The organism is Algibacter lectus (genome assembly GCF_900112395.1).
Taxonomy (GTDB): Bacteria; Bacteroidota; Bacteroidia; order Flavobacteriales; family Flavobacteriaceae; genus Algibacter; species Algibacter lectus.
The window spans coordinates 137,296-163,741 of record NZ_FOLN01000005.1 but is presented as its reverse complement, the minus strand read 5'-3'; the positions used below and the strand labels follow the sequence as shown (position 1 = coordinate 163,741).

Annotated in this window: 16 protein-coding genes; 11 read left to right on the top strand and 5 right to left on the bottom strand. The window is 35.1% G+C overall.

What is annotated here, in order from left to right:
- Window positions 1–12: 12 nt before the first annotated feature.
- The 5 genes from BM246_RS10550 to BM246_RS10535 form a co-directional block, all read right to left on the bottom strand.
- The gene (locus BM246_RS10550; protein ID WP_175489794.1) at window positions 13–801 is read right to left on the bottom strand and encodes a RagB/SusD family nutrient uptake outer membrane protein; all 789 of its coding nucleotides are present in this window, start codon (window positions 799–801) and stop codon (window positions 13–15) included.
- A 42-nt stretch (window positions 802–843) separates the two neighbouring features.
- Window positions 844–3,723 carry a SusC/RagA family TonB-linked outer membrane protein gene (locus BM246_RS10545; protein WP_262481201.1) on the bottom strand — a complete coding sequence of 960 codons (2,880 nt, stop codon included), beginning with the start codon at window positions 3,721–3,723 and terminating at the stop codon, window positions 844–846.
- Complete coding sequence (locus BM246_RS19765) at window positions 3,672–4,031, bottom strand: carboxypeptidase-like regulatory domain-containing protein (protein WP_175489793.1); 360 nt, start codon at window positions 4,029–4,031, stop codon at window positions 3,672–3,674. The genes BM246_RS10545 and BM246_RS19765 overlap by 52 nt, the downstream gene beginning before the upstream one ends.
- Before the next feature lie 385 nt (window positions 4,032–4,416).
- A complete protein-coding gene (locus tag BM246_RS10540) occupies window positions 4,417–6,327 on the bottom strand; it encodes a RagB/SusD family nutrient uptake outer membrane protein (RefSeq protein ID WP_231961844.1) in 1,911 nt (636 codons plus the stop codon).
- 33 nt (window positions 6,328–6,360) lie between these two features.
- Entirely contained in the window at window positions 6,361–9,636 is a 3,276-nt protein-coding gene (locus BM246_RS10535; RefSeq protein WP_231961843.1) for a SusC/RagA family TonB-linked outer membrane protein, read from the bottom strand.
- Between the two features lie 491 nt (window positions 9,637–10,127).
- Here BM246_RS10535 and BM246_RS10530 point away from each other — a divergent pair, with 491 nt between their 5' ends.
- The 11 genes from BM246_RS10530 (at window position 10,128) to BM246_RS10480 (ending at window position 26,409) form a co-directional block, all read left to right on the top strand.
- Window positions 10,128–11,333 (top strand): glycoside hydrolase family 88 protein, encoded by a 1,206-nt coding sequence (locus BM246_RS10530; RefSeq protein WP_074937762.1) that lies wholly within the window; start codon window positions 10,128–10,130, stop codon window positions 11,331–11,333.
- Between the two features lie 18 nt (window positions 11,334–11,351).
- Window positions 11,352–12,218, top strand: coding sequence for a hypothetical protein (locus tag BM246_RS10525; protein ID WP_074937759.1), 867 nt, complete (start codon window positions 11,352–11,354; stop codon window positions 12,216–12,218).
- A 13-nt stretch (window positions 12,219–12,231) separates the two neighbouring features.
- Complete coding sequence (locus tag BM246_RS10520; RefSeq protein WP_175489792.1) at window positions 12,232–13,092, top strand: alpha/beta hydrolase family protein; 861 nt, start codon at window positions 12,232–12,234, stop codon at window positions 13,090–13,092.
- 243 nt (window positions 13,093–13,335) lie between these two features.
- Window positions 13,336–15,108, top strand: coding sequence for an alpha-L-fucosidase (locus BM246_RS10515; RefSeq protein ID WP_083415772.1), 1,773 nt, complete (start codon window positions 13,336–13,338; stop codon window positions 15,106–15,108).
- Window positions 15,109–15,132: 24 nt separating this feature from the next.
- Entirely contained in the window at window positions 15,133–16,224 is a 1,092-nt protein-coding gene (locus BM246_RS10510) for a glycoside hydrolase family protein (protein ID WP_074937755.1), read from the top strand.
- Window positions 16,225–16,268: 44 nt separating this feature from the next.
- The gene (locus tag BM246_RS10505) at window positions 16,269–17,597 is read left to right on the top strand and encodes a sugar porter family MFS transporter (RefSeq protein WP_042504843.1); all 1,329 of its coding nucleotides are present in this window, start codon (window positions 16,269–16,271) and stop codon (window positions 17,595–17,597) included.
- A gap of 13 nt (window positions 17,598–17,610) precedes the next feature.
- Window positions 17,611–18,432 (top strand): alpha/beta hydrolase, encoded by an 822-nt coding sequence (locus BM246_RS10500; RefSeq protein WP_074937753.1) that lies wholly within the window; start codon window positions 17,611–17,613, stop codon window positions 18,430–18,432.
- A gap of 2 nt (window positions 18,433–18,434) precedes the next feature.
- A complete protein-coding gene (locus BM246_RS10495; protein WP_074937751.1) occupies window positions 18,435–19,910 on the top strand; it encodes a sulfatase-like hydrolase/transferase in 1,476 nt (491 codons plus the stop codon).
- Window positions 19,911–19,922: 12 nt separating this feature from the next.
- The gene (locus BM246_RS10490; RefSeq protein WP_074937748.1) at window positions 19,923–22,730 is read left to right on the top strand and encodes an endo-acting ulvan lysase-like protein; all 2,808 of its coding nucleotides are present in this window, start codon (window positions 19,923–19,925) and stop codon (window positions 22,728–22,730) included.
- Window positions 22,731–22,734: 4 nt separating this feature from the next.
- Entirely contained in the window at window positions 22,735–24,723 is a 1,989-nt protein-coding gene (locus tag BM246_RS10485; RefSeq protein WP_083415770.1) for a glycoside hydrolase family 97 protein, read from the top strand.
- Window positions 24,724–24,732: 9 nt separating this feature from the next.
- Entirely contained in the window at window positions 24,733–26,409 is a 1,677-nt protein-coding gene (locus BM246_RS10480; protein ID WP_139221880.1) for a sulfatase family protein, read from the top strand.
- Window positions 26,410–26,446 lie beyond the last annotated feature (37 nt).

Genomic DNA, 26,446 nt, shown 5'->3' with positions numbered 1-26,446 from the left:
ACTGTTTTTGTTTCAAAGACTAAACATACCGCTATCCATAACTGCTTTTGCAGTTGTAACCGCTTCTGCAATGTATGATTCTGAATTATTATCGGTTCCAGATCCCTCAAAATCTGTTGCTGTACCAACATATTTTTCCCAAGTACCTTCAAATAAAAGAACACGTGCTTTGTAAGCCATCGCAGCTATATTACTAATTTTTCCAAGACTTTCTCCGGTAGCTGTTGAAGGCAAATCGCTGATGGCTATTTCTAAGTCAGCAAGAATTTGCGCAACTACTTCATATCTACTATTTCTAGGGGCGTAAAGAACGTCTGAATCTACATTGGTTACTTCTGTTACTATAGGAACAGCTCCAAAACGTTTTAGTAATCTAAAGTGATGGTACGCTCTAAAGAAGTACGCTGTAGCAACAGATTCACTAATATCAGAAGCATTACCGCCATTAGCAACATATTCATCTGCTTTTGCAATTAATATGTTAGCTTCTCTTAGGTAAGTGTAGCCGTTGCTCCAATATATATCTTCATCTGTGGCTGTATTAATACCTTGGCCGTATTCTTGTATATACCCACTTAATTCTGTTCCATAATCGGTTATCATATCAAAGCCATCGTTGTTTGTCGCTTTGGGAGAATGTAAGCTTCTGTAAAAATAGTTAGCAGCATCTTCGAAATTTTTAGGTGTGTCAAAATAAACTTCCTCGGTTACGCTATCTAGATCTTCTAGGTCTAGAAATGTATCTTCACAACTAGCCAATAATAAGAAGGCCATTGAGAATAAGATTATTGTTTGTTTCATTTTTATATTTTTTACATTAATTATTAATTCCTTTTTCATAGACTAAAATGCTATATTAACTCCAAGAGCAATTGTACGTTGAAAAGGGTATATAGATGAATTAATAGTGCCATCACTCTCTGCTGCAGTATTGCCAGCTTCAGGATCGTAACCATCAACTAAAGAAGAGAATTCAAAAAGATCATTTCCTGAGAAATAAAATCTTATTTTATCCATTTTTAATTTTTCTAGAACAGTATCAGGTAAAGAATAACCTATTACTAGTGTTTTAAGGCGAATGTATTTGTTGTTTTGAGCAAAAACATCTGTGTTTCCCCAGTTCCAGTTTGCTAGATTTCTTTGAGCCGATAATCTAGGGTAAGTAGCACCTGTGTTTTCTGGTGTCCAAGTGATACCGTTATAAGCCGTTGTTTGGTTAGACCATGGCACCGAAAAAGGGAAGGCTTCAACTCCAGATCTAATTACAGTTTGTTCTAAAGCACCTTGAAAGAATGCTGTAAAATCAAAACCTTTATATTTAGCTCCTAAATTTATACCAAATACATAATGTGCTTGAGAATCTCCTGCAAATTTAACGTCACCTTGGCCTTTACCATTAGGGTCATCAGCATTTTGATCGTTAATTACACCATTTCCATCTAAATCTACTTTTTTAGTATCGCCAATACGTAAGGCTGCGGCACCGGTAGGAACTTCAGACCCAGATTTAGCATACAGTGCATTGTAAGCATCTACTTCTTCTTGTGTTTTGAATAGTCCGTCTGTTTCCCAAACAAAATACGAATTTAAAGGATATCCTTCAACTGTATTACGTAGTCCTGCTTGTATGGCATTTCCTCCTTCGAGGTTTTCTAGTACGTTATTGCTATCACTCATATTTAAGCCAATATTGTATGAAAAATCATCTTTTTGACCTCTCCAATTTAATGCAGCTTCCCAACCTGTAGTTTTTAAATTACCACTATTTGTTTCCGGAGCAGTAGCGCCTAAAACTTCAGGATAAGTTACACTAACTAACATGCCATTATTTTTTCTTTCGTAAGTATCAAAAGAACCAGATAGTTTATTGTTGAAAAAAGCAAAATCGATTCCAATGTTTTTCATAATCACATCTTCCCATGTACGGGTAGTGGTTGTTAATCCATTTACATAAGCTGTTGGGCTAAGTGTTCCTCCTGTACCAAAAAGATCGGTTCCTGTACCAATAGTTGATACGTAATCGTAAGGACCAATACCTACTTGGTTACCACTAGAACCAATACTACCGCGAAGTTTTAAATTACTTAATTCATCAAAATTTTCTAAAATTTTTTCTTTGAAAATATTCCAACCTAAAGATACACTACCGTAATTATTAAATTTAAAGCCAGAAGCAAATCTTGAAGAACCATCTCGCCTTCCAACCAATTCAATTAAATATTTTTCTTGAAAATCATAATTAATTCTTGTTAAATAAGAATATAGGCCTTCATGTTGCTGTCCTCCTTCGTTAGTTTGAACACCCGTTGCAACATCTAAATCGTAAACACCTTCATCCACGATATCTGTTCTTTTTCCTGTAAGTTCTTCAAATTCATTTTTTTCTGCAGTTATGCCTACCAAGGCTTTCATACTATGGTCGCCTAGAGTCTTTTCATAATTTAAAAAACTACCATAAGTTTGGTAAGATTTTGTTACATGTCTAGTTTCAATAGTTGAGTTCGAGTTTATAGCATTAGAATACTCTCCATTCCAGTTATAAAGCGGTACTGTTAAAGTTGTAGTTTGTTCTCTACTATTTACATGATTGTAAGTTGCGTTGGCGTTTACGCTAAAACCATATCCTATATCGCAATTTAGGTTTAAAGAAAGTTTGGCCAAATTTTCTTCTAAATTATTTCTACCACCATCTACGGTACCAGCTATAGAATTGGTATTACCTATACCAAAGTTAGCATACCACTGACCTTGAGGGTTTTTTGAAGGAAATACAGGGGGATCTTGCGTAACTAATGCACGTCCAAATGAAGAAGAAGGACTTGATGTTACATTTTTGTTTAAAGAAACATTAGCTCCTAAATTTAATTTTTCTGTAATATCAAAATCAGTATTCAATCTTACTGAATATTGTTTTAAAACATCATAAGCCGTTTTTAAAGCTCCTTTAGTTTCTGAAGTACCAAAAGATAATCTATACCTAGCTTGGTCTGAACTTCCAGAAAGGCTTAAACTCTGCTGATTTCCAGTATTAGAGCCGTACAATTCTTCATAACGATCTGCAGATCCCATGTATATACTTCCGTTATACCCCCATACAGCAGGAACGGTTTGGAAAAAGCCTTCTTCTCCAGCGGCAAATCCTCTTACAGCATCTTCACCCCAGTTCCAGTAATAAGGTACGGTATCTTGTTCTCCTGCGTCTACCCATAATTGTCCGTATTGTTGGTAAGTTGAAACAGGAGGTCTTAAACCAAGAAAATTGGTTCTAATCATAGAGTTATACTCAACCTTCATTTTACCTTTTCCTTTTTTAGTAGTAACAAGAATTACCCCATTTGCTGCTCTTGAACCATATATCGATGCGGCACCATCTTTAAGTACACTAATTGATTGAATATCGTCGGGATTCATTTGGTAAAATTCATTAGTGTCAAAAGCCGGCGCACCATCTATTACAATTAATGGACTTCCTCCATTTACAGAAGTTGCTCCTCTAATTTGTAAATTAACATTTTCATTACCAGGTCTTGAAGAACTTCTATTAACAACTAAACCTGGAGATTGACCCTGTAATGCCAAAGCTACGTTAGTTACAGCACGATCTTCAAATGTTTCAGATTTAATCTGTTCAATAGAACCTGTTAGAGTCTCTTTTTTTGTAGTACCATAACCTACACAACAACAACAACAACAACAACAACAACAACAACAACTTCGTCTAATGCAGCGATGTCCGACTCTAATGTTACATTAACAGTAGAGTTATTAGCTATGTTTACTTCTTGAGAAACATAACCAACATATGAAAAAATAAGTGTAGCACTATTATTTGGTACCGAAATACTATAATTTCCATCAAAATCTGTTACGGATCCGGTAGAGGTGCCTTTTATAATTACATTTACACCAGGAATCCCCATGTTGTCTTCAGCACTAACAACCGTCCCTGTAATAGTTTTGTTTTGTTCAATTGTTGGACTTGTGTTTGCATATCCAATATGTGTCATACTGCAAACCAAAAAAGCTATCATCCAAAATAAGCTTAGTGGTTTTTTCAGACTGGTCTGATTTTTAATTTTTCTCATCATAAATAATTTAGTTTAATACTTTAAAATCTTCGAAGTTTAGGGTTAGTTTGAATTATTGATGTTTTAAGATTCAATGCTTCTTACGGTAAGGGAAATTTTAAATAGTTTTAGAACTACAATGTTAAAAATTGTACACAGGAGTTTTTATAAATCATTAATAAGTAGCTATAACTCATGATTCTTCTCCCTAGGTATGACCGCTAATGAAAGTCTTTCTATGATTTTTTTATCATAGAGTAGATTTTATTCTAACAAAAAAACCGGCATATCGAAATCTTCGATTTGCCGGTTTAATAAAAAACTTTGTTTAAAATATTTCTATTTTATATTACCAATTTGGATTTTGTAACAAGTTTGGATTTTGATCTATTTGATTAGTTGGAATAGCATCTAAATAGTTCTTTAATGAAAATATTCTATTACCTGACGGATCTAAAATTAAAGCACCTGGTTTTGTTGAAGCAATTCCTGAGTATGTTGAAACAGGCTCTTCGGCTTGGGTTAAACCAAGAGGGAAAGCACTTGGTAACCAAATATTTGTTCCTGGGTTTTTAGGGTTTTCAGCAGTTTCGTACTCTGTTCCTTCAATATAAGTTGTACAAACATTTCTAGATAATTCTTCAACAGCAGTTCCCCAACGTTTTAAATCATCAAAACGGAAGTTTTCTCCATCTAGTTCGATAGCACGTTCACGACGAATTTCACCTAACATAGTTAAATCACTAAAAGGAGCGATTAAAGCATTTGTTAAAGGAGCCACACCTGCACGCTCTCTAATTTTATTAATAGATATATCAAGGTCACCATCACTAATAGCTCCGTTTCCTAATTCTACAGTAGCTTCAGCATAAATAAGCATAACTTCAGCTAAACGAATTTGTGGATAATTAAAAGACTCTTGATTAGTTTCTCTTAGAATATATTCAGTTGTAAATTTACGTCCTTGGTATCCGATATTACGACCAGCACCAGGAGATGTTAATTGAGGAACATAGCGATAATCAAAAGCAACTCCACTTTCTGAAAAAGCTACACCGTATTGAGCACCACCACCATTAGTGTTAGATCCCCATCCCCAATATTCTTTTAAAGGTTCGTTAACAAAACTTTTTAAGCGAAAATCTCTATTTTGGAATTCAGACAGCATCGTATCATAGCCTTCAAAAACAGATGAGTGTTGGACAGGTAAACCATCTGTACATAAATACATATCCATCATTTTTCTAGAAGGAGTAACCGGTTTAGCATGCGTTAAATTCTTTCCTATTTTTCTTAAGCTAAAATCGAAAACGGTTTGAAATATAAATTCTTTATTTTCTGCTTTCGTTAAACCAATAGGGTTGGATCCGCCATCTTCTAAGTTGTATAAGTAGAATAAATGTTCTTCGCCTAGCTCATCTCTGTAATCCCATAGTTCGAACGCACCACTATTAATAACTTCTAAAGCAGCTTGTTTAGCATCTGCAAGCATGTTTTCAGTAGAAGGGTATCCGGTAGGTTTGTTAGATCCTGCACCTGTAGCAACTCCATCACCATCAGTAGTTGTTCCAACGTATTTTTCCCATGTAGCTTCGTAAAGTAAAACGCGTGCTTTTAAAGATTTAGCAGCTTCTAAAGATAGCTTACCTTGGTCTGATGTTGATAATGCATTTTGTGAAGGTAATAAAGCAATAGCCATATCTAAATCTTCAATCATTTGTGCTACAACTTCATAACGGCTATTTCTAGGTGCATATAGTTCTTCTGAATCGACATCAAAAGCTTTAATAGCAATAGGTACACCTCCAAAACGTTTCAATAAATTGTTGTGGTGCCACGCTCTAAAAAAGTATGCTGTCCCTACAGGCCCTTCAATATCTGATTGGTTTCCAGGGTAATCTTCGGCTTTTTCAATTAACTGATTTACAGCACGTAAATAAGTATAGTTGTTTTGCCAAATATTATCGGTAGTTGGAGTTGTCGAGTTCCCTTGTCCATAGGCATCTGTTGCAGGTATATTTCCTGATAAATCGGATGATGCATCTCCTTGTGAATCTTGATCACCTTCATAATCAAAACCTAATCTTGTATAAAGGTAATTAGCAGAGTTTTCAAATTGTTCAGCCGTTTCAAAGTACAGGGCTTCTGTTAGTGCGTCTTGTGGTTCTTGATCTAAATAGTCGTCACAACCCGTTAGCATAAAAATAGCTAAAACAGGTAGGAGATATATGGTTCTCAAGGTTTTATTTATATTTTTCATATTCTTGATATATTTCTTTTAAACTAATTTTTATTAAAATGTAATTTCTAGTCCTAATACCATAGTAGAGGTATAAGGAACAGTACTACCTTGTCCTGCAGAATCTCCTTTTTCTGGATCGAAACCATCTTTAATATTGTCGATTACAAATAAATCATTTCCGGTTAACGACAATCTAATGCGATCTAAACCAACTCTTTCTAAAATATCTTGAGGTAATGTGTAACCTAATGAAAGTACTTTAGCACGTAGGTAAGACGCTTTAATAACATTGATATCATTGATATGTCTGTAGTTCCAGTTGTTTCTTTGTCCGTTGTAAGATATTACAGGATTAGAAGCACTGGTGTTTTCTGGTGTCCAAGAAGATGTTAGGTAAGTTGGATTTTGGTTGGTCCACCAAGAACGAAAAGGATATGCTAAAGCACCATCACGTACTATGTTTTGTTTTCCAACACCTTGAAAAAAGGCACTAAAATCGAAACCTTTATACTCTAACCCAAGACTAAAGCTATAACTATTATGTGCGTTGGCATCTCCAACATAAACCAAATCATCTGTAGTAATTGTATCATCACCGTTTACATCTACACGTTTAACACTTCCTGGAGTTAATCGGTTTGCACTTCTGTAGGCGGGTAATAAAGATCCCGATTTCATAGATTGGCTAGTAACATCGCTAAAACCAACTTGGTTGTAGTAATCTAGTATATCTTCTTCATTTTGAAATAATCCATCTGTTTTATAAGCATAAATAGCATTTAATGGATCGCCTTCTACAATCTGGTTTACACCATAAGTAATTGCAGTTTGTCCTTCCATACGTGCAACTTCACTTTTACTATCCCAAAACATAACACCAACTCTGTATTTAAAATCTCCTATTTGATCCCTCCAGTTTAATGAAAGTTCGTAACCATCTGAAACGAAATCACCACTGTTTGTGTCTGGAGCAGAAAAGCCGCCTATTTGAGGGTAAGTAATTTGAACTAACATGTCGTTGTTTTCTCTATGGAAAACTTCAGCAGTACCACTTAAACGGTTGTCTAAAATTGTAAAATCTAAACCGTAATTTGTTGTTGCTACGCGCTCCCAAGAACGTTGAGTAGTTGTTAAGCCAGCAACCCATGCAGTGTTAGCTAAAGAAGGAGCAGCTCCAAAAATGGTAGAACTTGTATTGATGCTCGATAAGTAATCATAAGCGCCAATTCCTGTTACAGAGCCTGTTTCTCCATAAGAAGCTCTTATTTTTAAATTATTAAAAATATTTAAGTCGTTAACGAAACTTAATTCTGATAAACGAACACCTCCAGATGCGCTAAAGAAATTTTTCCAACGATAATCAGGGTCTAATCTTGAAGATCCATCACGACGACCTAAAGCTTCTAAAAGATAGATGCCATTATAATCATAGTTAAATTTACCAATGTAAGATATTAAACCAACAGCTTCACTACCAGAGTTAAATGTGCTTCCGTTAGATTGTTTAGGAGAACCTCCCGTAACTTGAGTAGTAATATCTCCTGTATTAATATCATCTAATTCATCACTTAGCATATTTGTTCTTGCGGTATACGCTCTGTTAATTTGTTGTTGTTCTGCTGTTGTACCAACAAGAACACCGAAATTATGTTTCCCAATAGATTTTAAATAATTTGCTTGTAATACATGGTTTTGGAAACGGATATCAGTATCAAAATATTTAACACCAGAGTTTAATAATGATGTAGGTGTGCTAGAAACGTTTCCGTCCCAATCGTACATAGTAACAGATGTAGTACGTTCCATTCTAGTTCCGTTACGTGAACTCATATTACCATTATAGGTAAGAGATAGACCTTCAACGTATTGATTTAAATCTAAAGTGATTTTCGCTCCTAGTCTAAAAATTTCTTCTCTGTTTACTGTGCGCCCACCTTCATCTAATTTTGCTAACAAGTTGTTTGCTCCAAAGATATCGTAATATTGACCTTGTGGATTGTAAAGCGGAAATAAGTACATGTCTTGTACCCCGTGACCAACACCTTGAGTGGGTTCGTCAACTTTTCTACTATCGTAAGATACGCTGAAATCCGTTTTCACCATATCACTCATTTTATATGTTAAGTTTGTTCGAAAGTTGTAACGTTTAGCTCCATCATAAACAAATGATATTGGAGAGCGTTCGTTAGCATAACCAAACGAGGTTCTATAAGTTGCATTTTCACTACCACCAGAAAGAGATAAATCGTGTCTTTCAGAGATTGTAGTTCCGTAAACGGCATCATATTGATTAACATCATCCAAACGGTGGTCTTTACCTAGCCAAAAAACAGATTCTGGTGCAAGGGGATAAGTTCCATCAACAATATCTTGTGTTTCTTCCTGTGTGAAAAAGCGATATGTTCCTGTTGCTTGTTGTGCAACACCATTACCATCGGTATATCCAAAGGTGTCGTTTTCTCCTGCAAGTAACCATAATCTTCCCCAATCTTTTAAACTTGAAACAGGCATGTCTCCAGCAAAATTCATTTGAGTTTCAGCTTTGTAATTCACTTTCATTTTACCTTGCTTACCTTTTTTAGTGGTTACTAAAATAACACCACCAGCAGCTTTGGTTCCAAAAATAGCAGCGGCTCCATCTTTCAATACAGAATAGCTTTCTATATCGTTTGCATTAATAGTTGCTAATTGCCATTCTGCAATTTCTAGTCCGTCTAACAAAATAAGTGGCCCAATGTTATTTACTGAAATATCTCCACGAATTTGGATATTCGCACCGTCATTACCAGGACGAGATGATGTTCTAGTTACAACTAAACCAGGAACCTCTCCTTGTAGAGCTAATGCTGCACTTGATGTTCCTTTTCCTTTAAAAACATCATCACCCTTTACTTGCGTAACAGCACCTGTAAGTGTTGCTTTTTTCTGAGTACCAAAACCTACAACAATAACTTCATCCAAGGCTGCAACGTCTAATTCTAACGTTACATTAATAGTAGAGTTGCTTCCAACTGTAACCTCTTTGCTAGAATACCCTATGTAAGAAAACGAAAGAACCGAACTGTTTGACGGTACTGTAATACTGTAGTTTCCATCAAAATCTGTTACGGCGCCAGTAGAGGTGCCTTTTACAATTACATTTACTCCAGGAATTCCCATGTTATCTTCTGCGCTAATAACTGTTCCAGTAATAGTTTTGTTTTGCTCATTTGTCGGGTTTGTATTTGCGTACCCAACATTAGTCATACTACAAACCAAAAAAGCTATCATCCAAAATAGGCTTAGTGGTTTTTTCAGACTGGTCTGATTTTTGATTTTTTTCATCATAAATAATTAGTTTGTTTGTTTAGATACTCTTTTGTTTTTTTCTACGATTTAGTAATGAAATATTTATTTTTAAATCATATCAAAATTTGAGAGTGGTTTTAATCTAGTTTTAGAATTACAATGGTATTTAAAATTTTAATTGTTCATGATAACTTATAGACCAATCAATGTAAATTATGATTCTTTTTTCTTGAAATGCCCATCATTACGAGGGATAGAGGTTTTATGTGTTTTCTTTAGAAGTATTCTTAGGTAAAAGTGTGAAAGCTGTTTACCGTAATGAATTTTAATTTTCTTTATGCACAGCTAAAAGGTATGTTAGTGGTAAACTAACTCTTAATTATATCAGAAATCGTAATTTTAAACCATAATTTATAGTTTTCGAATGATAATTTAACGAGAGAGAATGCTTTAATATTTAAATTGCATAAATATTAAAGAAACATCAGGTTGGTTTATAAATTTGATGTAAATGTTTTAAAACTGAAAAAATGCGTTTAATAAAATCGATATTGTTTTTAATGCTATTTGTGTGTTTCTCCTGTAATTCTGTAAAGAAAGAAACAGGTATAAATCAATCATCAAAGTTTGATTTAAACAGGGTTTTAAATCAAAACGTAGACAAAATAAAAACAGTAACTCAAAAACTTACATTTTACGATAGTTTCCCGAGGCATATAGATGAAAAAAACAAACAATGGAGCTATGTTAAAACAAAAGATTGGTGTAGTGGTTTTTATCCTGGGATTTTATGGTATGCTTATGAAGAGTCTGGAGATGAGGTCCTAAAAAATAAAGCTATTAAATTCACCGAAACATTAAAAACCATAGCATACAGTCCTGCGAGAAATCACGATATTGGTTTTCAATTATATTGCAGTTATGGTAATGGTTTTAGATTAACAGGAAACCAAAATTACAAGGAAATTTTATTAGTGGCAGCCGATACATTAGCTACATTATACAACCCGAAAGTTGGTAGCATTTTATCTTGGCCTTCTCAAATTAAGCGCTATAAACACAACACCATTATAGATAACATGATGAATTTAGAATTGCTTTTTTGGGCAGCTAAAAATGGTGGAGATAAAAGTTTGTACGATATAGCCAAAAGTCATGCTGAACAAACCATGAAGTATTTGGTGAGAGAAGATGGTTCTGCATTTCATGTCGGATCTTTTGATATAGAAACAGGAGCCTTTTTACAAGGATACACACACCAAGGTTATGCTAACGAGTCTATGTGGGCACGCGGGCAAGGTTGGGGAATTTATGGTTTTGCAATGGCATACCGTGAAACTGGTGATTCTAATTTTTTAAATACTGCCATAAAACTTTCAGATAAATTTTTAGACCGTTTACCAGAAGATGGTATTCCGTTTTGGGATTTTGACGATCCTAAAATTCCTAATGCTCCAAAAGATGCTTCTGCAGCAGCGGTTGCAGCATGTGGCTTAATGGAATTATCAGGTTTGGTTCAAGATGAAAAATTAAAATCTAAATATTTCAATGCAGGAAAAACACTGGTTAAAAATCTATCATCTAGTGCTTATTTGAGTAATGCCAAAAATGATGCCTTGCTATTGCATTCCACAGGAAATCATCCGAAGAATAAAGAAATGGATGTGCCAATTATTTACGCCGATTATTATTACATGGAAGCCTTATTACGATTAAAGAAACTTGAAAATATTTAATAAATACTACATTTTAAAATGAAAAAGCTCGCTTTTATTCTTATTTGTATCACGTTAAGTTTTAGTTCTAATATTTTCGCACAAACTGTACCGTATTCTATTGGTCGTATTGTAGTGAGTTCCGATGGTAATGAGCACGATCATGACGATTGGGCTGCTACACCTTTTACATTGGCGCTATTGGCGGCAAAAGGCCTTCAGGATAAACTTACTGTTTACACGTTTAGTGACCATATTTGGGGTAGCGACCATCAAATGAAAAAAGGAAAAGCCGAAATGTTAATCAGTGCTTTAGAAGGTCAAAAAATATATAATTTTAAAAAGAGTAATTTCTTGGAAGCGGTTGCCGATTCTACAAAATCCATTAATGCCATTGTAAAAGAAATTAATAAATCTAAGGCGAGCAATCCGTTAACTATTGTCGCTGCAGGGCCTATGCATGTTGTGGGCTCTGCGATTTCTCAGTCTAAAAAAGCAAAATTAAAATATGTCAGAATTATTTCTCATTCGAATTGGAACGATAGACATTCTGATAAACCTTACGACTGGGAAGAACATTCTGGTTGGACTTGGAATGAAATTAAGGAGAATTTTGAATCCTACGGATTGATTTGCGATAGAATATCCGATCAAAATGGCGGGAAAGATTACGAAGGTATGAAAGCACCAAAAGCCATGTTCGATTGGATAAATACTTCACCAATAAGAAATACTTCGGAAAAAGCGAAAAAACAATTAGATTGGTTGTATCAAAGGCAATTAACTTGTGTTAAAAAGGGAGATTTTGATCCGTCGGATGCTGGTATGATTATTTATCTATTAACCGGAAAACAAAAAACAAGTCCTGAGGATGCAAGAGCAATTATCGAAAATTCAGTACATTAAACAAAATTCAAAAATGAAAAAAAAAATCAGTTTATTCATCATCATATTTATCAGTTTTCATTGTTTTTCTTCTGAAATAAGTTCTGTGGAAGCAAAAGCTAATTTTGAAACTTCAATTAGAAATATTTCCGAAGAAAATGAAGCCGTAAAAAAGGAGTGGAATGGTTTTAAAATAAAGGAAGCTACCTTAAATGGAGTGGATTATAAAGTGGTGTTTCCAAAGAAAGCGAACGCTAGTAAAAATTGGATATGGCGTGCTAGATTCTGGGGTCATGAACCACAAACAGATATTGCGCTCTTAAATGCAGGCTTTCATGTGGTTTATATTGAAGTGGCTAATTTATTCGGAAGTCCGAAGGCTGTTAATATTTGGAATGAATTTTACGATTTCATTATAAAAAAATATAAATTAAACCCTAAAGTCGTGCTAGAAGGCATGAGTAGAGGTGGTTTAATTATCTTTAATTGGGCGAACCAAAATGCCGAAAAAGTAGCTTGCATTTATGCCGACGCACCAGTTTGCGATTTTAAAAGTTGGCCTGCTGGACAAGGCACAGACGATGGCTCTAAAAAAGCATGGGAAGCCTGCTTAGTTAGCTATGATTTTACTGAAGAAGTAGCGTCTCAATTTTCTGGAAATCCTATAAATCACATGGAATATATTGCTGTTCAAAAAGTGCCTATTTTAATTGTTGTTGGCGATGTAGATAAGGTTGTTCCTGTGGCAGAAAATAGTGCTTTATTAGAAGAACGTTTAAATAGTTTAGGTTGGGAGTTAAACATGATTCATAAACCAGAAGTAGGGCATCATCCACATTCTTTAAAAGATCCAAAACCTATTGTAGATTTTATTTTGAAGGTAACTAATCCTTAATTTTATTTCGTTCTTTTTGTATAGAAAATCCATAAAAAGGTTTGCTTAATTTTATGTAAAATGTAACGTTTTATTTTTGTTTAAAATCGATCAACGGCTTGTTAGTAGCCTATTTCATTAATATAGCGCATAAATAAGCTATAGTTTATATGGAAAGGCTCATGATTTATACCGTAAAAAGTCTTTAATTTTTATTATTGTATCTATTATGTTTTTTTAGAATAAATAATAAAAAATCCAAGGATGAAAAAAATAGGTATTTGTACAATGTTGTTTGTTTTTCTTTTAGGAACAGCATGTGGTTCTAAAGTAGAAAAAGCTGTAGTTGCCGAGGCGAATATCGATCCGGAAAATATAACAGATGAAGCGCGTATGGAATGGTGGCAAGACGCCCGATTTGGTATGTTTATTCACTGGGGGATTTATACGGTTCCTGCTGGTTTTTATAACGGCGAAGCACAAACAAATAGTGCGGAGTGGATTATGAATAAAGGTAAAATTCCGGTTGCTGAATATGAGAAATTTGCCGACGAATTTAATCCAACAAAATTTAATGCCGACGAGTTTGTGGCTTTAGCTAAACAAGCCGGAATGAAATACATGATTATCACGGCTAAACATCACGATGGATTCTCGATGTTCCATTCTAAAGCCACCGATTATAACATTGTAGATGCCACGCCTTTTAAACGTGATATTTTAAAAGAATTATCTATCGCTTGCCAAGAGCAAGGCCTTAAATTCGGTTTTTATTACTCGCAAGCTCAAGATTGGCACCATCCGGGTGGTTTAGGGAATAGCTGGGATAAATCTTTTGAGCGTGTTAGTAGCGACGAGTATGTTTACGAAAAAGCATTGCCAGAAGTAAAACAATTACTTACAGAATACGGACCGATATCAAATTTTTGGTGGGATACACCTCGTGAAATGACAAAATCTGTTGTCGATAGCCTGCACCATATTACTACAGCATTACAACCATGGATTATTACAAACGACCGTTTGGGTGATGATTATCCCGGAGACCATAAAACTTTTGAAAGAAACGGTCCAAGACATCAACCCGAAGCTAAATATTGGGAATTATGTCAACCCGTTAGTGGCAGTTGGGGATATCGTAGCGACGATGATAATTTTAAATCGATACCTACTTTAATTCATAATTTAATTGATCAGAGTAGTAAAGGCGGAAATTATTTATTGAATGTAAGCCCAACCCGAGAAGGCATTTTAAGAACCGAAGCTGTTGAGCGCATGAAAGCCATTGGTGCTTGGATGGATACAAATTCCGAAGCGATTTACGGTACACAAGCAAGTCCAACTTCTACCGAACCAGACTGGGGACGTATTACCATGAAAACTATTGACGATAAAGCATTACTTTATCTTCATGTTTACAACTGGGAAGATGGAGCAGAATTACCAATTCGATTAAAAAACAATGTAGAATCTTGTTATTTACTTACTGATAAAAGTAGAACGTTTAAAACCGAAACATTGGATAATGGAATTCAGGTGAAATTAACAGGAAAAGCGCCAGATAGCGTAGCTTCTGTTATTGTTTTAAAGTTGAAAGAAATGCCTAATGCATTACCTGTAAAAACTTTAGGGCAAGATGAAAACGGATTAGCTGTACTTACAGCTTACAGAGCGCAATATGAAAACTTACAAGGGCCAGGCGCGCTATACAAAGAAGAGTGGGATTGTGTAGGCGATTGGGATAGCGAAACAGCTCGAGTATATTGGTCTTTCGAAATTGATAAACCAGGCACATTTAATGTGGAGCTTGGCTATTCAGGAAGTGAATCTACTGAAATTACAGTAGCACTTGCAGGAACTTCTAAAAATGTAAACGTTGCCGCAACAGGAAGTAATCCAAAACGATTTAAAAAAGCAGAATTAGGACAATTTACAGTGGATAAACCTGGTAAATATGAGTTTTATTTAATGCCTGTAGCAGGAAAATGGAATGGAATTAATTTGAAGGACATTAAACTTCAACCCTTAAAAAAATAATCACCGTTTAATTGAATTTATAAAATGATGAAATATATTTTTCTTTTGTTTATTGGATGTTTGTTCTCTTGCGGTGCACAAAATAGTCTTTATAATAATTTAGATGAAGCACCTATTGATGGCGGTTTGCAAATGGACGATTATTGGGTTTGGGGCAGTTCTGTTATTAAGGGAGACGATGGTTTGTACCATATGTACGCATCGCGCTGGCCAAAAATGTTACCGTTTCATCCAGGCTGGATGGTGGCTTCAGAAATTGTGCATGCCACATCAAAAACTCCAGAAGGACCTTATCAATTTCAAGATATTGCTTTAGGCGATCGTGGTACACAATATTGGGATGGAAAATCTTGCCATAACCCTAAAATTGTAAAATATAAAGATACTTACATTCTTTACTATATGGGATCTACACATCCTTTTGAGGACGTTACGGAAGAAAATTTAAGCGATTTCGATTTATCAAGTAAATGGTGTATTGCTGCGCGTTGGGGAAAACGTATTGGTATAGCAACATCTAAAAATCCGAATGGCCCATGGAAACGTCAGAACGAACCAATTCTAGAGGTGGAACCAAATTCATATTATAGTTTTTTAACCTCCAATCCGTCACCTTTAATTAAAGAAGATGGTTCGGTAGTTTTACTTTTTAAAGGAAGAAGTTATAAGGAAGATGGCGTTTCGCAAAGCGATATGAGTATCGGCGTGGCCACAGCACCTAGTTTTGATGGTGACTATACCGTAATCGGTGACGAACCATTATTTTCTATGGAACGTTTTGGAGAGGTTGAAGATCCACATTTATGGAGTGATAATGCTGGTTACCACATGATAGCAAAAGACCAAAGAGGTTTAATTACTGGAGGAAAAGGTGATGGATTGGTAGCACATTCTGAAAACGGTATCGACTGGGTAATAGATGAAAATCCAAGAGCTTACACAAAAAAAGTAAAATGGAACAATGGAAAAACCATTAAACAAGGACAGTTAGAAAGACCTTTTGTTTTTGTAGAAAACGGAAAGCCTACACATATTTTCTTTGCCACCATGGATGGCCCTGGCGGATTTAGTAACGGTACAAAAACTTGGAATATGGTTATTCCTCTTAAAAAATAACATAACTAAACTAAATATTTTAATACAATAAATACAGATATAACATGGACAAGAAAATATTATTATGGTCTATTACTGCAGCTTTAGCAGGATTTTTATTCGGATTTGATGTTGTAGTAATATCGGGAGCCGATAAAAAACTACAAGCCTTATGGGAATCATCAGATGCTTTTCATGGTTGGGTAGTCATGGGGATGGCGCTTTGGGGAACGGTAATTGGAGCCATTTTTGGAGGCTTTCCAACAAACAAATACGGACGTAAAAACACCTTAATTGCTATTGGTGTGTTATTTGCTGTTTCGGCCATTGGTTCTGCTTTATCAAACGATCCATATGTATTCGCTTTTGCTCGTTTTATTGGTGGTATTGGCGTTGGAGCATCAACCATTGCGGCTCCTGCTTATATTTCAGAAATTGCTCCAGCTAAAGATCGTGGCCGTTTAGTAGCCTTATATCAATTCAATATTGTTTTTGGTATTTTAATTGCTTTTTTATCAAACTACTTATTAAGTGGTATTGGAGAAAATGCATGGCGTTGGATGCTAGGTGTAGAGGCTATACCAGCAGTTTTATATATTTTATTTGCATTAAAAGTTCCTAAAAGTCCACGTTGGTTATTATCTCAATCTAGAACTGAAGAAGCTAAAGCAGTTTTAAAATTAATAGATCCTAATGCAGATGTTAACGAACAAATTAGAGAGTTTACAGCACATTCTGATGCTAGCGATAAAACCGAAACTATTTTTATAAAAAAATATAGGTTTCCATTAACCTTAGCGTTTTTAATTGCTTTTTTCAATCAGTTATCAGGTATTAATGCCTTCCTGTATTATGCACCACGTATTTTTGAAGAAGCTGGTTTGGGAGAAAGTACAGCACTTTTAAGTAGTGTTGGTATTGGTGTTACTAACCTTGTTTTTACTTTATTGGGCGTGTTTTTAATTGATAAATTAGGAAGAAAGACCTTAATGTATATAGGCTCGGTTGGATACATTATTTCATTAGGATTAGTATCTGCGGCATTCTTTTTAGGATGGACGGGAATGGCAGTGCCTATTTTCTTATTTCTATTTATTGCAGCACATGCTATTGGGCAAGGCGCTGTAATTTGGGTGTTTATTTCAGAAATTTTTCCTAACCATTTACGTGCATCAGGACAATCTTTCGGGAGTTCAACGCACTGGGTGTTAGCGGCTTTAATTCCTTCTTTAATTCCATTTTTGTTTAACCACCCAATGATTGGGGCTGGTGTTGTATTTTTGGTATTCGCAGGTATGATGGTTTTACAATTATTGTTTGTTGCTTTCATGATGCCTGAGACTAAAGGAAAAACTTTAGAAGAATTAGAAGATATCATTTTAAAGAAAAAATAATAAGTTAAATTTTATGAAAAAGTTAATCGGATTTTTACTCGTTTTTTGTGCATCATTATCGCTTTATGCGTCAAAAATTGATACGTTGGTTGTGCATAGTACAGTCATGAATAAAGACATAAAAAATGTGGTAATAACCCCTGATTCTTATAAAAAAAACGGACCAAAATTGCCAGTCGTTTATTTACTTCATGGCGCAGGTGGCGACCACAAAGCTTGGTTAGGTAAAGCTCCAAATATTGAAGCTTATGCCGATTTATATAATGTGATTATTGTGTGTCCCGATGGGCATAAAACCAGTTGGTATTTTGATAGTCCAATAGAGAGTAATATGCAATATGAAACTTATATTTCTAAAGAGCTTATTACTGGGGTTGATAGTAATTACAATACCATAGCCGATAAAAATCATCGTGCCATTACGGGATATAGTATGGGCGGTCATGGAGCGCTATATTTAGCTTTTAGACATCACGATGTTTGGGGTGTTGCTGCTAGTATGAGTGGTGGTTTAGACATAAGAGGTTTTCCATTGCAATGGGAAATCGCAAAACGTTTAGGAGTTTATGCCGATTCACCAGAAACTTGGGAGCAGAATACCGTTATTAATATGACGCACTTACTCGATGGTGAAAATCTGAAGTTTATGTTCGATTGTGGCGTAGACGATTTTTTCTACGATGCTAATGTGCGTTTGCATAAAAAACTTTTAGAGTGTAGAATTCCTCACGATTATATCGAAAGACCTGGGGCACATACCAATCAATATTGGGCGAATTCAATAATCTATCAAATGGTGTTTTTTAAAGACTTTTTTAATTCAACTAAAAAATAAGTATGCATTTTAATTTTGTAAAATATCTAGCTGTTGTTTGTCTTTTAGTAAGTTTTTCTTGTAAAAATGAAACAAAAACAACGGTTGAAAGTAAAGTTAAGGAAGACATTAAACAACCTAATATTGTTCTGCTTTTGTGTGACGATTTAGGGTATGGAGATTTATCGTCTTTTGGGCATTCCATTATACAAACCCATCATTTAGACGCATTGGCTAAAACAGGAATTAAACTAACTAATTTCTATTCTACCGCACCGGTGTGCTCGCCTTCTCGTGTAGGTTTACTTACGGGAAGAAGCCCAAATAAAGCTGGTGTTTATGATTTTATTCCTGGTCCTAAAAAGAGTAAGGATAATCGTGATTTAGTACACATGCAGGCCGATGAGGTTACTATTCCTGCCTTGTTGAAAAAGGCGGGTTATGATACTTGCTTATCAGGAAAATGGCATTGTAATTCTCGTTTTAATTCTAAAGAACAGCCACAGCCTAACGATTTTGGATTCGATCATTGGTTTTCAACACACAATAATGCATCTCCAAGTCATCAAAACCCAAAGAATTTTGTTAGAAACGGTGAGAAAGTTGGCGAAATAGAAGGTTTTAGTAGTCAAATTGTAGTTAGTGAAGCTATTAATTGGCTTGAAAACAAAAAAAGTGATAAGCCTTTTTTCTTAGAAGTGGCATTTCACGAACCGCACGAACCTATTGCTTCACCAGAAGATTTAGTTCAAAAATATTTACCATTGGCAGACAACCTTCAACAAGCAGAATATTTTGCAAATGTTGAAAATGTAGATATTGCTGTGGGGCGTTTGGTAGCGTTTTTAAAGGAAAAATATGGCGATAATACTTTAGTGATTTTTACTTCGGATAACGGACCAGAAACTTTTATGAGATATTCGAAAGCGAAACATTCTTATGGAACACCTGGAGAATTAAAAGGTATGAAACTTTGGACTAACGAAGCTGGTTTTAGAGTGCCTTGTATTGTAAACTGGTTAGGAAAAGAAACTTTTACCGGAACCTCAGAAAAAGTGGTGTCTGCCTTAGATTTTTTACCAACGTTTGTTGATATCGCTGGTGCGGAACTACCTAAAAGAACCCTAGATGGGCAATCCATTAAAAAGTTTTTAAGTACAGGTGATTTGGAGCGCGAAAAGCCATTAATATGGGCATTTTATGATGCTATTAATGAGCGCCGAGTTGCTATGCGAAGTGGCGATTGGAAAATTATGGCACGTTTGGAGTCGGACAATAAAGTGCTTCCAAATATTCATAACCTATACGATGGTAATGAAGCTTATGTTAAAAATGCTGAACTCACCAATTTTGTATTATTCAATTTGAAAAATGACATCAGTGAATCTGAAGATTTAGCTTCTAAAGAACCAGCAGTTTTTGAGAAAATGAAAGCTGAGTTTTTAGTACAGTATAAAGATTTATTAAACGAAAGTCATATTTGGGTTCGTAACGAATAGATATTTAGTGAAATGAGAAGAATAGTCCTATTTATTAGTGTTAGTTTCTGTTTTGTACAGGTAAATTATGGGCAATTCATATTTCCTAAGAGTATTGAGCGCGAACATCCGCGTTTAATTTCATCTAAAGTTTCCAAAGAAGATATTCTTCAAAATATAGAAAATTCTAAAGATGTTAAACAATCTTATGAAGCTATAAAAAGCAAGATTTCTAAATATGTAGTGCAGTATAAAACGGATCCAGAATGGTTATCATCTCGTTTTCAAATGTATTGGAATTCTCATGCTACAGATGTTTATGTCGATGGCGAGTTTTATTCGCATGCCAAAGGTAAAGCGCCGGTGCCAACTGTTCGGTTTACGGGGCAAAGAGACTATGTTACCGATTACAACACGCCGAATTTAGAAGATTTGAAGCCGTATTTTGAAGATGATCGAGGTTTATTTCTTCAGCATAAAAAAACAAAGACGTGGGAGTGGGTAAAACCATCTAAAACCGGAAGAATTATTGAAAATACTAATGAGAAAATTATGCGTATTGCTCGCGATGCAGCACTGGTTTATTTCATTGAAGGTGATGCAGATTATGCAAAACTAGCTACCCATTTATTCGATGTGTATATGCAAGGTTTGTATTATAGAAATGAGCCTATTGATATGCAAAAAGGGAACGTTCAAAACATTATTGGTCTAACTTCTTTTCAGGTTATTAAAGAAAATATTGTAGATGAATTAACCCAATGTTACGATTTTCTCTACCATTATATTCAAAAGGAACATAAATCTGAAAACGAAATTTACGCAACATCTTTAAAGAAGTTAGCCGAAATAATTATAAAAAATGGCGTTCCAGATAATAACTGGAATTTACACCAAGCCAATTTTGTAATACAAATTGCTTTAGTTTTAGATGAAGATAAAATGTATGCCGATAGCAAAGGATGTCAATATTACTTAAACCGTATTTTTAACGAATCGGAAGCTAGACAGTGGTCGGTTAAAGATGTTTTAGACTATGGATACAATCAAGATAATGGCGTTTGGAACGAGAGTTCTAGTTACGCATTAAGTGTAGCAAAAGGCTATACGCATTTGGCGCGCACATTACAAAATGCCTTAGATATTGATGTGATGCAGTTTATGCCGGTAATACCGGAAGCTGTTGCGGTTATGCCTCAATATTTATATCCAAATAATTATATTGTTGCTTTTGGCGATTCACATTATGGACCGCTGGAAACAGAACCTTTTTTAGACCTTGTTGCCAATGCGCAACAGTTTAATAACCGTGAGCAGGAGGAAACGTTTACGGCGTTACTTTATATGCTTCAAGATAAAAATCAAGGTGAGCATAAAAGGAATGAAAAAAACTCCATTCACGATATTTTACATAACACTAAAGTGCATTTAGATGAAAGCATAGAGCCTGCGGATAAAAGTGATTTTATGACGAATTCCTTTTACGCACCAACGGTAAGTTGGGTGGCTATGCGAAACGGATTAAGTTCAAAGCATGGCTTAATGGTGTCTCAAGTTGGGTCTTTAGGAAATCATGCACATTCCAACGGAATTGCCATGGAACTTTATGGTAAAAACTATGTTTTAGCTCCCGAAGGTGGTCGTGGTTCTAGTTATTTTAGACCAGATTATAAAGACTATTATTCGCAATTTCCTGCGCACAATACGGTTTCCGTTAACGGAAAATCGCAGTATAACAAAATGCGTAGCTATTATCCTTTTGAGGTGAAGCGTTTATATCCAGCATCAGAACGTAAAACAGGATATTATCCAAATATTAATTTTTCTGATATTTATTTTAATGAACCGAGTACAAATTCCGATCAAAATCGTGTGATGAGTATTGTGCGTACAGGAGAAACTTCGGGTTATTATATTGATGTGTTTCGATCTAAACAAAATGAAGGAAAAGATGAATATCACGATTATTTCTATCATAATTTAGGTCAGAAATTAAAGTTAACATCCGAAAATGGAGCGTTTTTAAATTTAGTTGAAAGTTCTAAGCTTACATCCAAAGCTGGTAATATTAAAGCTTACGATTATCTATGGGACGAAGTTTCAACCCAAACGAATAACACTTTAAATGCGACCTATAATTTATCTATTGAAGGGGAAGAGCAGGTACATATGAATATGTGGATGCAAGGCAATGAAAACCGTGAGATTTTTAAAGTGAAATCGCCACCTTCTGAAGCTTTTCGTCACGGCATGATTCCGAAGAATATAGAAGAAGCGCCGCTTTTAACAACAGTGGTTAGACAATATGGAGAAGCTTGGAATCGTCCGTTTGTAGCCATATACGAGCCATCAACAACAAGTGAGCCTTCAACAATAAAGCAGGTTGATACCTTTGGAAGTCCTTCAAATAAAAGCTTTGTGGGGTTAAAAATAGAAAGCCTTCAGGATAGAACAGATATTGTGTTTTCATCCGATGTTATTGGTAAATACGCTTTTCAAAACATCAATTTTAACGGCACATTCGGGATGGTGACTTCAGAAGAAAACAAAACAACACTTTTTTTAGGCGCAGGTAAATCTATTGAGAAAGATGATTTTTCTATCCAAATTTTAGGTAAAAAATCAGGTGCGGCAACTTTAGTTTATGGCAATAATATGCAATTAACTTGTGATGATGTTATGCTGCTAACCGTTCCAGATACTTATAAAAAAGGCGAAGTGGTTTTAACGTTTGGTTTTAAACAATTTAGAGGTGAGCGTTTAAAAATGAATGGTAAAAATGTGGTTAGCTTTAAAGTGCCAGCCATGAATTTTCAAGAAATTTCAATAGGATTAAAATAAAAAAATGATGAAGAAAATATTAAAAGATTATGGCTTAGGGTTGCTTTGTTTGATGTTGTTTGTTAGTTGTAAAAAAGCCGAAATAACAGCAGTTAGTTCCCCAAACGGTATTAATAATATCACATTTTTGAATGATGAAAATAGTGATGCGATTACCTTTTTAGTAAAATATGGAGAGCAAGAGGTTATTCAATCTTCAATATTGGAGTTATTATCTAATGAGATTGATTTTTCTGGTGATTTGTCCATATTAAAAACCGAAATATCCACAGAAAATAGCGAGTGGCAATCTAATTTTGCTGAGTTAAGCAGAATTACAGACCACTATAATCAAATAAAAATATTTTTAAAATTGGGTGAAGCTCAGGTAAATATTATTGGTAGAGCATACAACGAAGGTGTTGCCTTTGCCTATGAAATTCCGGAGCAACAAAATATTGAAGAAATAGGCTTAGCCGAAAATATTCACTACAATTTTAAGGAAGATTATAACGTTTGGGCTACACCAAAACGTGGTCCTGGTGTTTTAACGGCACAAGGTGAGTATAAAAAAATCCCATTATCTATACTCGAAAAAGGTTGTGAGCGTCCGCTTGTAATCGAAATTCACGATAGTTTAAAAATTGCTTTAGCTGAGGCAAAGTTGGTGGATTATGCACGTTTAAGTTTCGATAAAGGGACGTCTTCAAAATATAGTATTCTTTCTAGTTTAGATGGTAAAATGGGGAAACAAGAACAAGATACCATTTCTGGAGCTATCATTTCTAAACGCGTAGAAGTTGGAGCCAAAGTGCATAAAAAATTACCTTTTCAATCGCCATGGCGTGTTGTTATGATGGCTAAAAATGAAGGTGAATTATTAGAGAATAATTATTTAATTCAAAATTTAAATGATCCTTCTGCTATTGCTGATGAATCTTGGATTAAGCCAGGTAAAGTTTTAAGAGAAACTACGCTTACCACACAAGGCGCTTATGCCGCTATCGATTTTGTAGCCGAGCATAATATGCAATATATTATGTTTGATGCGGGTTGGTATGGCGATGAAATGAAGAACAGCTCAGATGCGACAACGGTAACTTTAGACCCAAAAAGATCTAAAGGCCCATTAGATATGGAAGCTGTAACAGCTTATGGAAAAGAAAAAGGCATTGGTTTAATTCTATATATAAACCGTCGTGCTTTAGAAAAGCAAATAGATGAGGTTTTACCATTATTGAAAAAATGGGGTGTTGCCGGAATTAAATACGGTTTTGTTCGTGTAGGCGATCAAGATGCTACGGCATGGATGCACGAGGCTGTGAAAAAAACGGCGCAATATGAAATGATTATTAATGTACACGATGAATATAGACCAACAGGTTTTTCTAGAACGTATCCAAACTTTTTAACTCAAGAAGGTATTCGTGGTGATGAGGAATCTGTTCCTAACGCGCACACCCTTATTAGTATGTTTACACGTACACTTGCTGGTGCATCGGATAATACGGTTTGTTATTATAGTTCTCGAGTGAACACCATGGGGTCGCATGCCTCTCAATTAGCAAAAACGGTTTGTATTTTTAGTCCGTTACAGTTTTTATATTGGTATGATAAAGCACCATTAGCTCCAGTTAAAGAAGATGGACTTTGGGGAGATACCAAGACTATTGGTAATGAACCGGAATTAGAGTTTTTTGATAGTGTACCAACCACTTGGGACGAAACTAAAGTATTAGAAGCAGAAATTGGAGAGATAGGTGTTATTGCTAGACGAAAAGGAAACGACTGGTATATTGGTGGAATTAATGGGGAAGCGGCACGAAACGTGTTGTTAGATTTTTCTTTTTTAGATGAAAATCAAAGTTACAAAGCTAAATTATATACAGACGACGAGACTATCGAAACTAGAACGCATGTTAAAATAGAGACGATTGAAGTTTCAAATAAATCAAAATTAAATTTAAACGTAAAAAGCAATAACGGCTTTGCTATGCGTATTACTAAACTATAATTAACTAGAATGATGAGTCAAAACTCTATTTTAAAATTATTAACGGTATTTCTTTTAATAGGAATTGTTTCCTGTAAATCAAAAGAAAAAAAGGACGTTGTGGTGGTTAAAAAAGAACTTCCTGCTAAACGACCAAATATTATTTTTATGATGTCTGATGATCATGCATATCAGGCCATTAGTGCGTACAGCAATCATTTAATTGAAACGCCAAATATAGATCGTATTGCAGACGAGGGAATTAAATTCACCAATGCCTGTGTTTCAAACTCTATTTGTGCGCCATCTAGAGCTACTATTTTAACAGGTAAACATTGCCATATTCATGGTAAAGTAGATAACGTATTTCCTTTCGATGAGTCACAAACTACCTTTCCACAGTTAATGCAACAGGCGGGTTACAAAACGGCTATGTTTGGGAAATTACACTTTGGAAACAACCCTAAAGGTGTAGATGAATTTAAAATTTTACCAGGGCAAGGGCGTTATTACAACCCTATTTTCAATACAAATGATGGACAAATTACGGTTGAAGGTTATGTTACCGACATCATCATGGACATGACTTTAGAATGGTTAGAAGAAAATAAAGACGACGAGCAACCATTCATGTTATTTTCAATGCAAAAAGCACCACATAGAGAGTGGTTGCCAGCACCAAGACATTTTAAAGAATACACTAAAAAAACATTTGTTGAGCCAGAAACGTTGTTCGATGATTACGAAGGTAGAGGTACTGCAGCAAAAACTGCAGAAATGAATTTGTTAAAGCACATGAACTGGGCTGGAGATGCTAAAATTTATCCTGAGCTTATGGCAGAGCTAGGTTTAAAAGATGAGTCTGGTTGGGATTTAGAAGCTTTTGAGCGTGAAGTAGGCGCCATGAATGCAGAACAACGTGCTGTTTGGGATTCTGTTTATCGTCCTGTTATGGAAGATTTCAAAGCCAAATATTCAGAAATGGATGATAAGGAATTAATGAAATGGCGTTACCAACGCTACATGCAAGATTACTTAGGGTGTATAGCATCTGTTGATGAAAATGTTGGGCGTTTGTTAGATTACATGGAAGATTCTGGTTTAGATGAAAATACTATGGTGATTTACACATCCGATCAAGGATTTTATTTAGGAGAGCACGGTTGGTTTGATAAGCGTTTTGTTTATGATGAATCGTTTAAAACACCATTGTTAATTAAATGGCCAAACGTTATTGAGCCAGGAATTACAAATACCGAAATGGTACAGAATTTAGATTTTGCGCAAACCATTTTAGAAGCTGCTCAAATTGAAGCACCTAGCGATATGCAAGGTGAAAGTTTAATACCTCTTTTATTAGGAAATCAAGAAGAATGGACTAGAGAAGCCGTTTACTATCATTATTACGAATATCCTGGTATTCACATGGTGAAAAGACATTATGCCATTATTACACAAGAATATAAGCTAGCACATTTTTATTATGATGTGGATGAATGGGAACTTTACGATCGCAAAAATGATCCGCAAGAAATGAAAAATGTAGTAAACGATCCTGCTTACGCTGATGTCGTTGTAAAGCTTAAAAAGCAACTAGCGGAATTACGTGAACAGTATGGAGATAGTTCGGAGTTAGATCAAGAAATTCTTAGAAAATATCTTGAAGCTCAGAACAACCCGGATATTGAAACGGTGCCGTTGCATTAGAAATAATATTTATATTTAGACGTCATACAATAGAAAT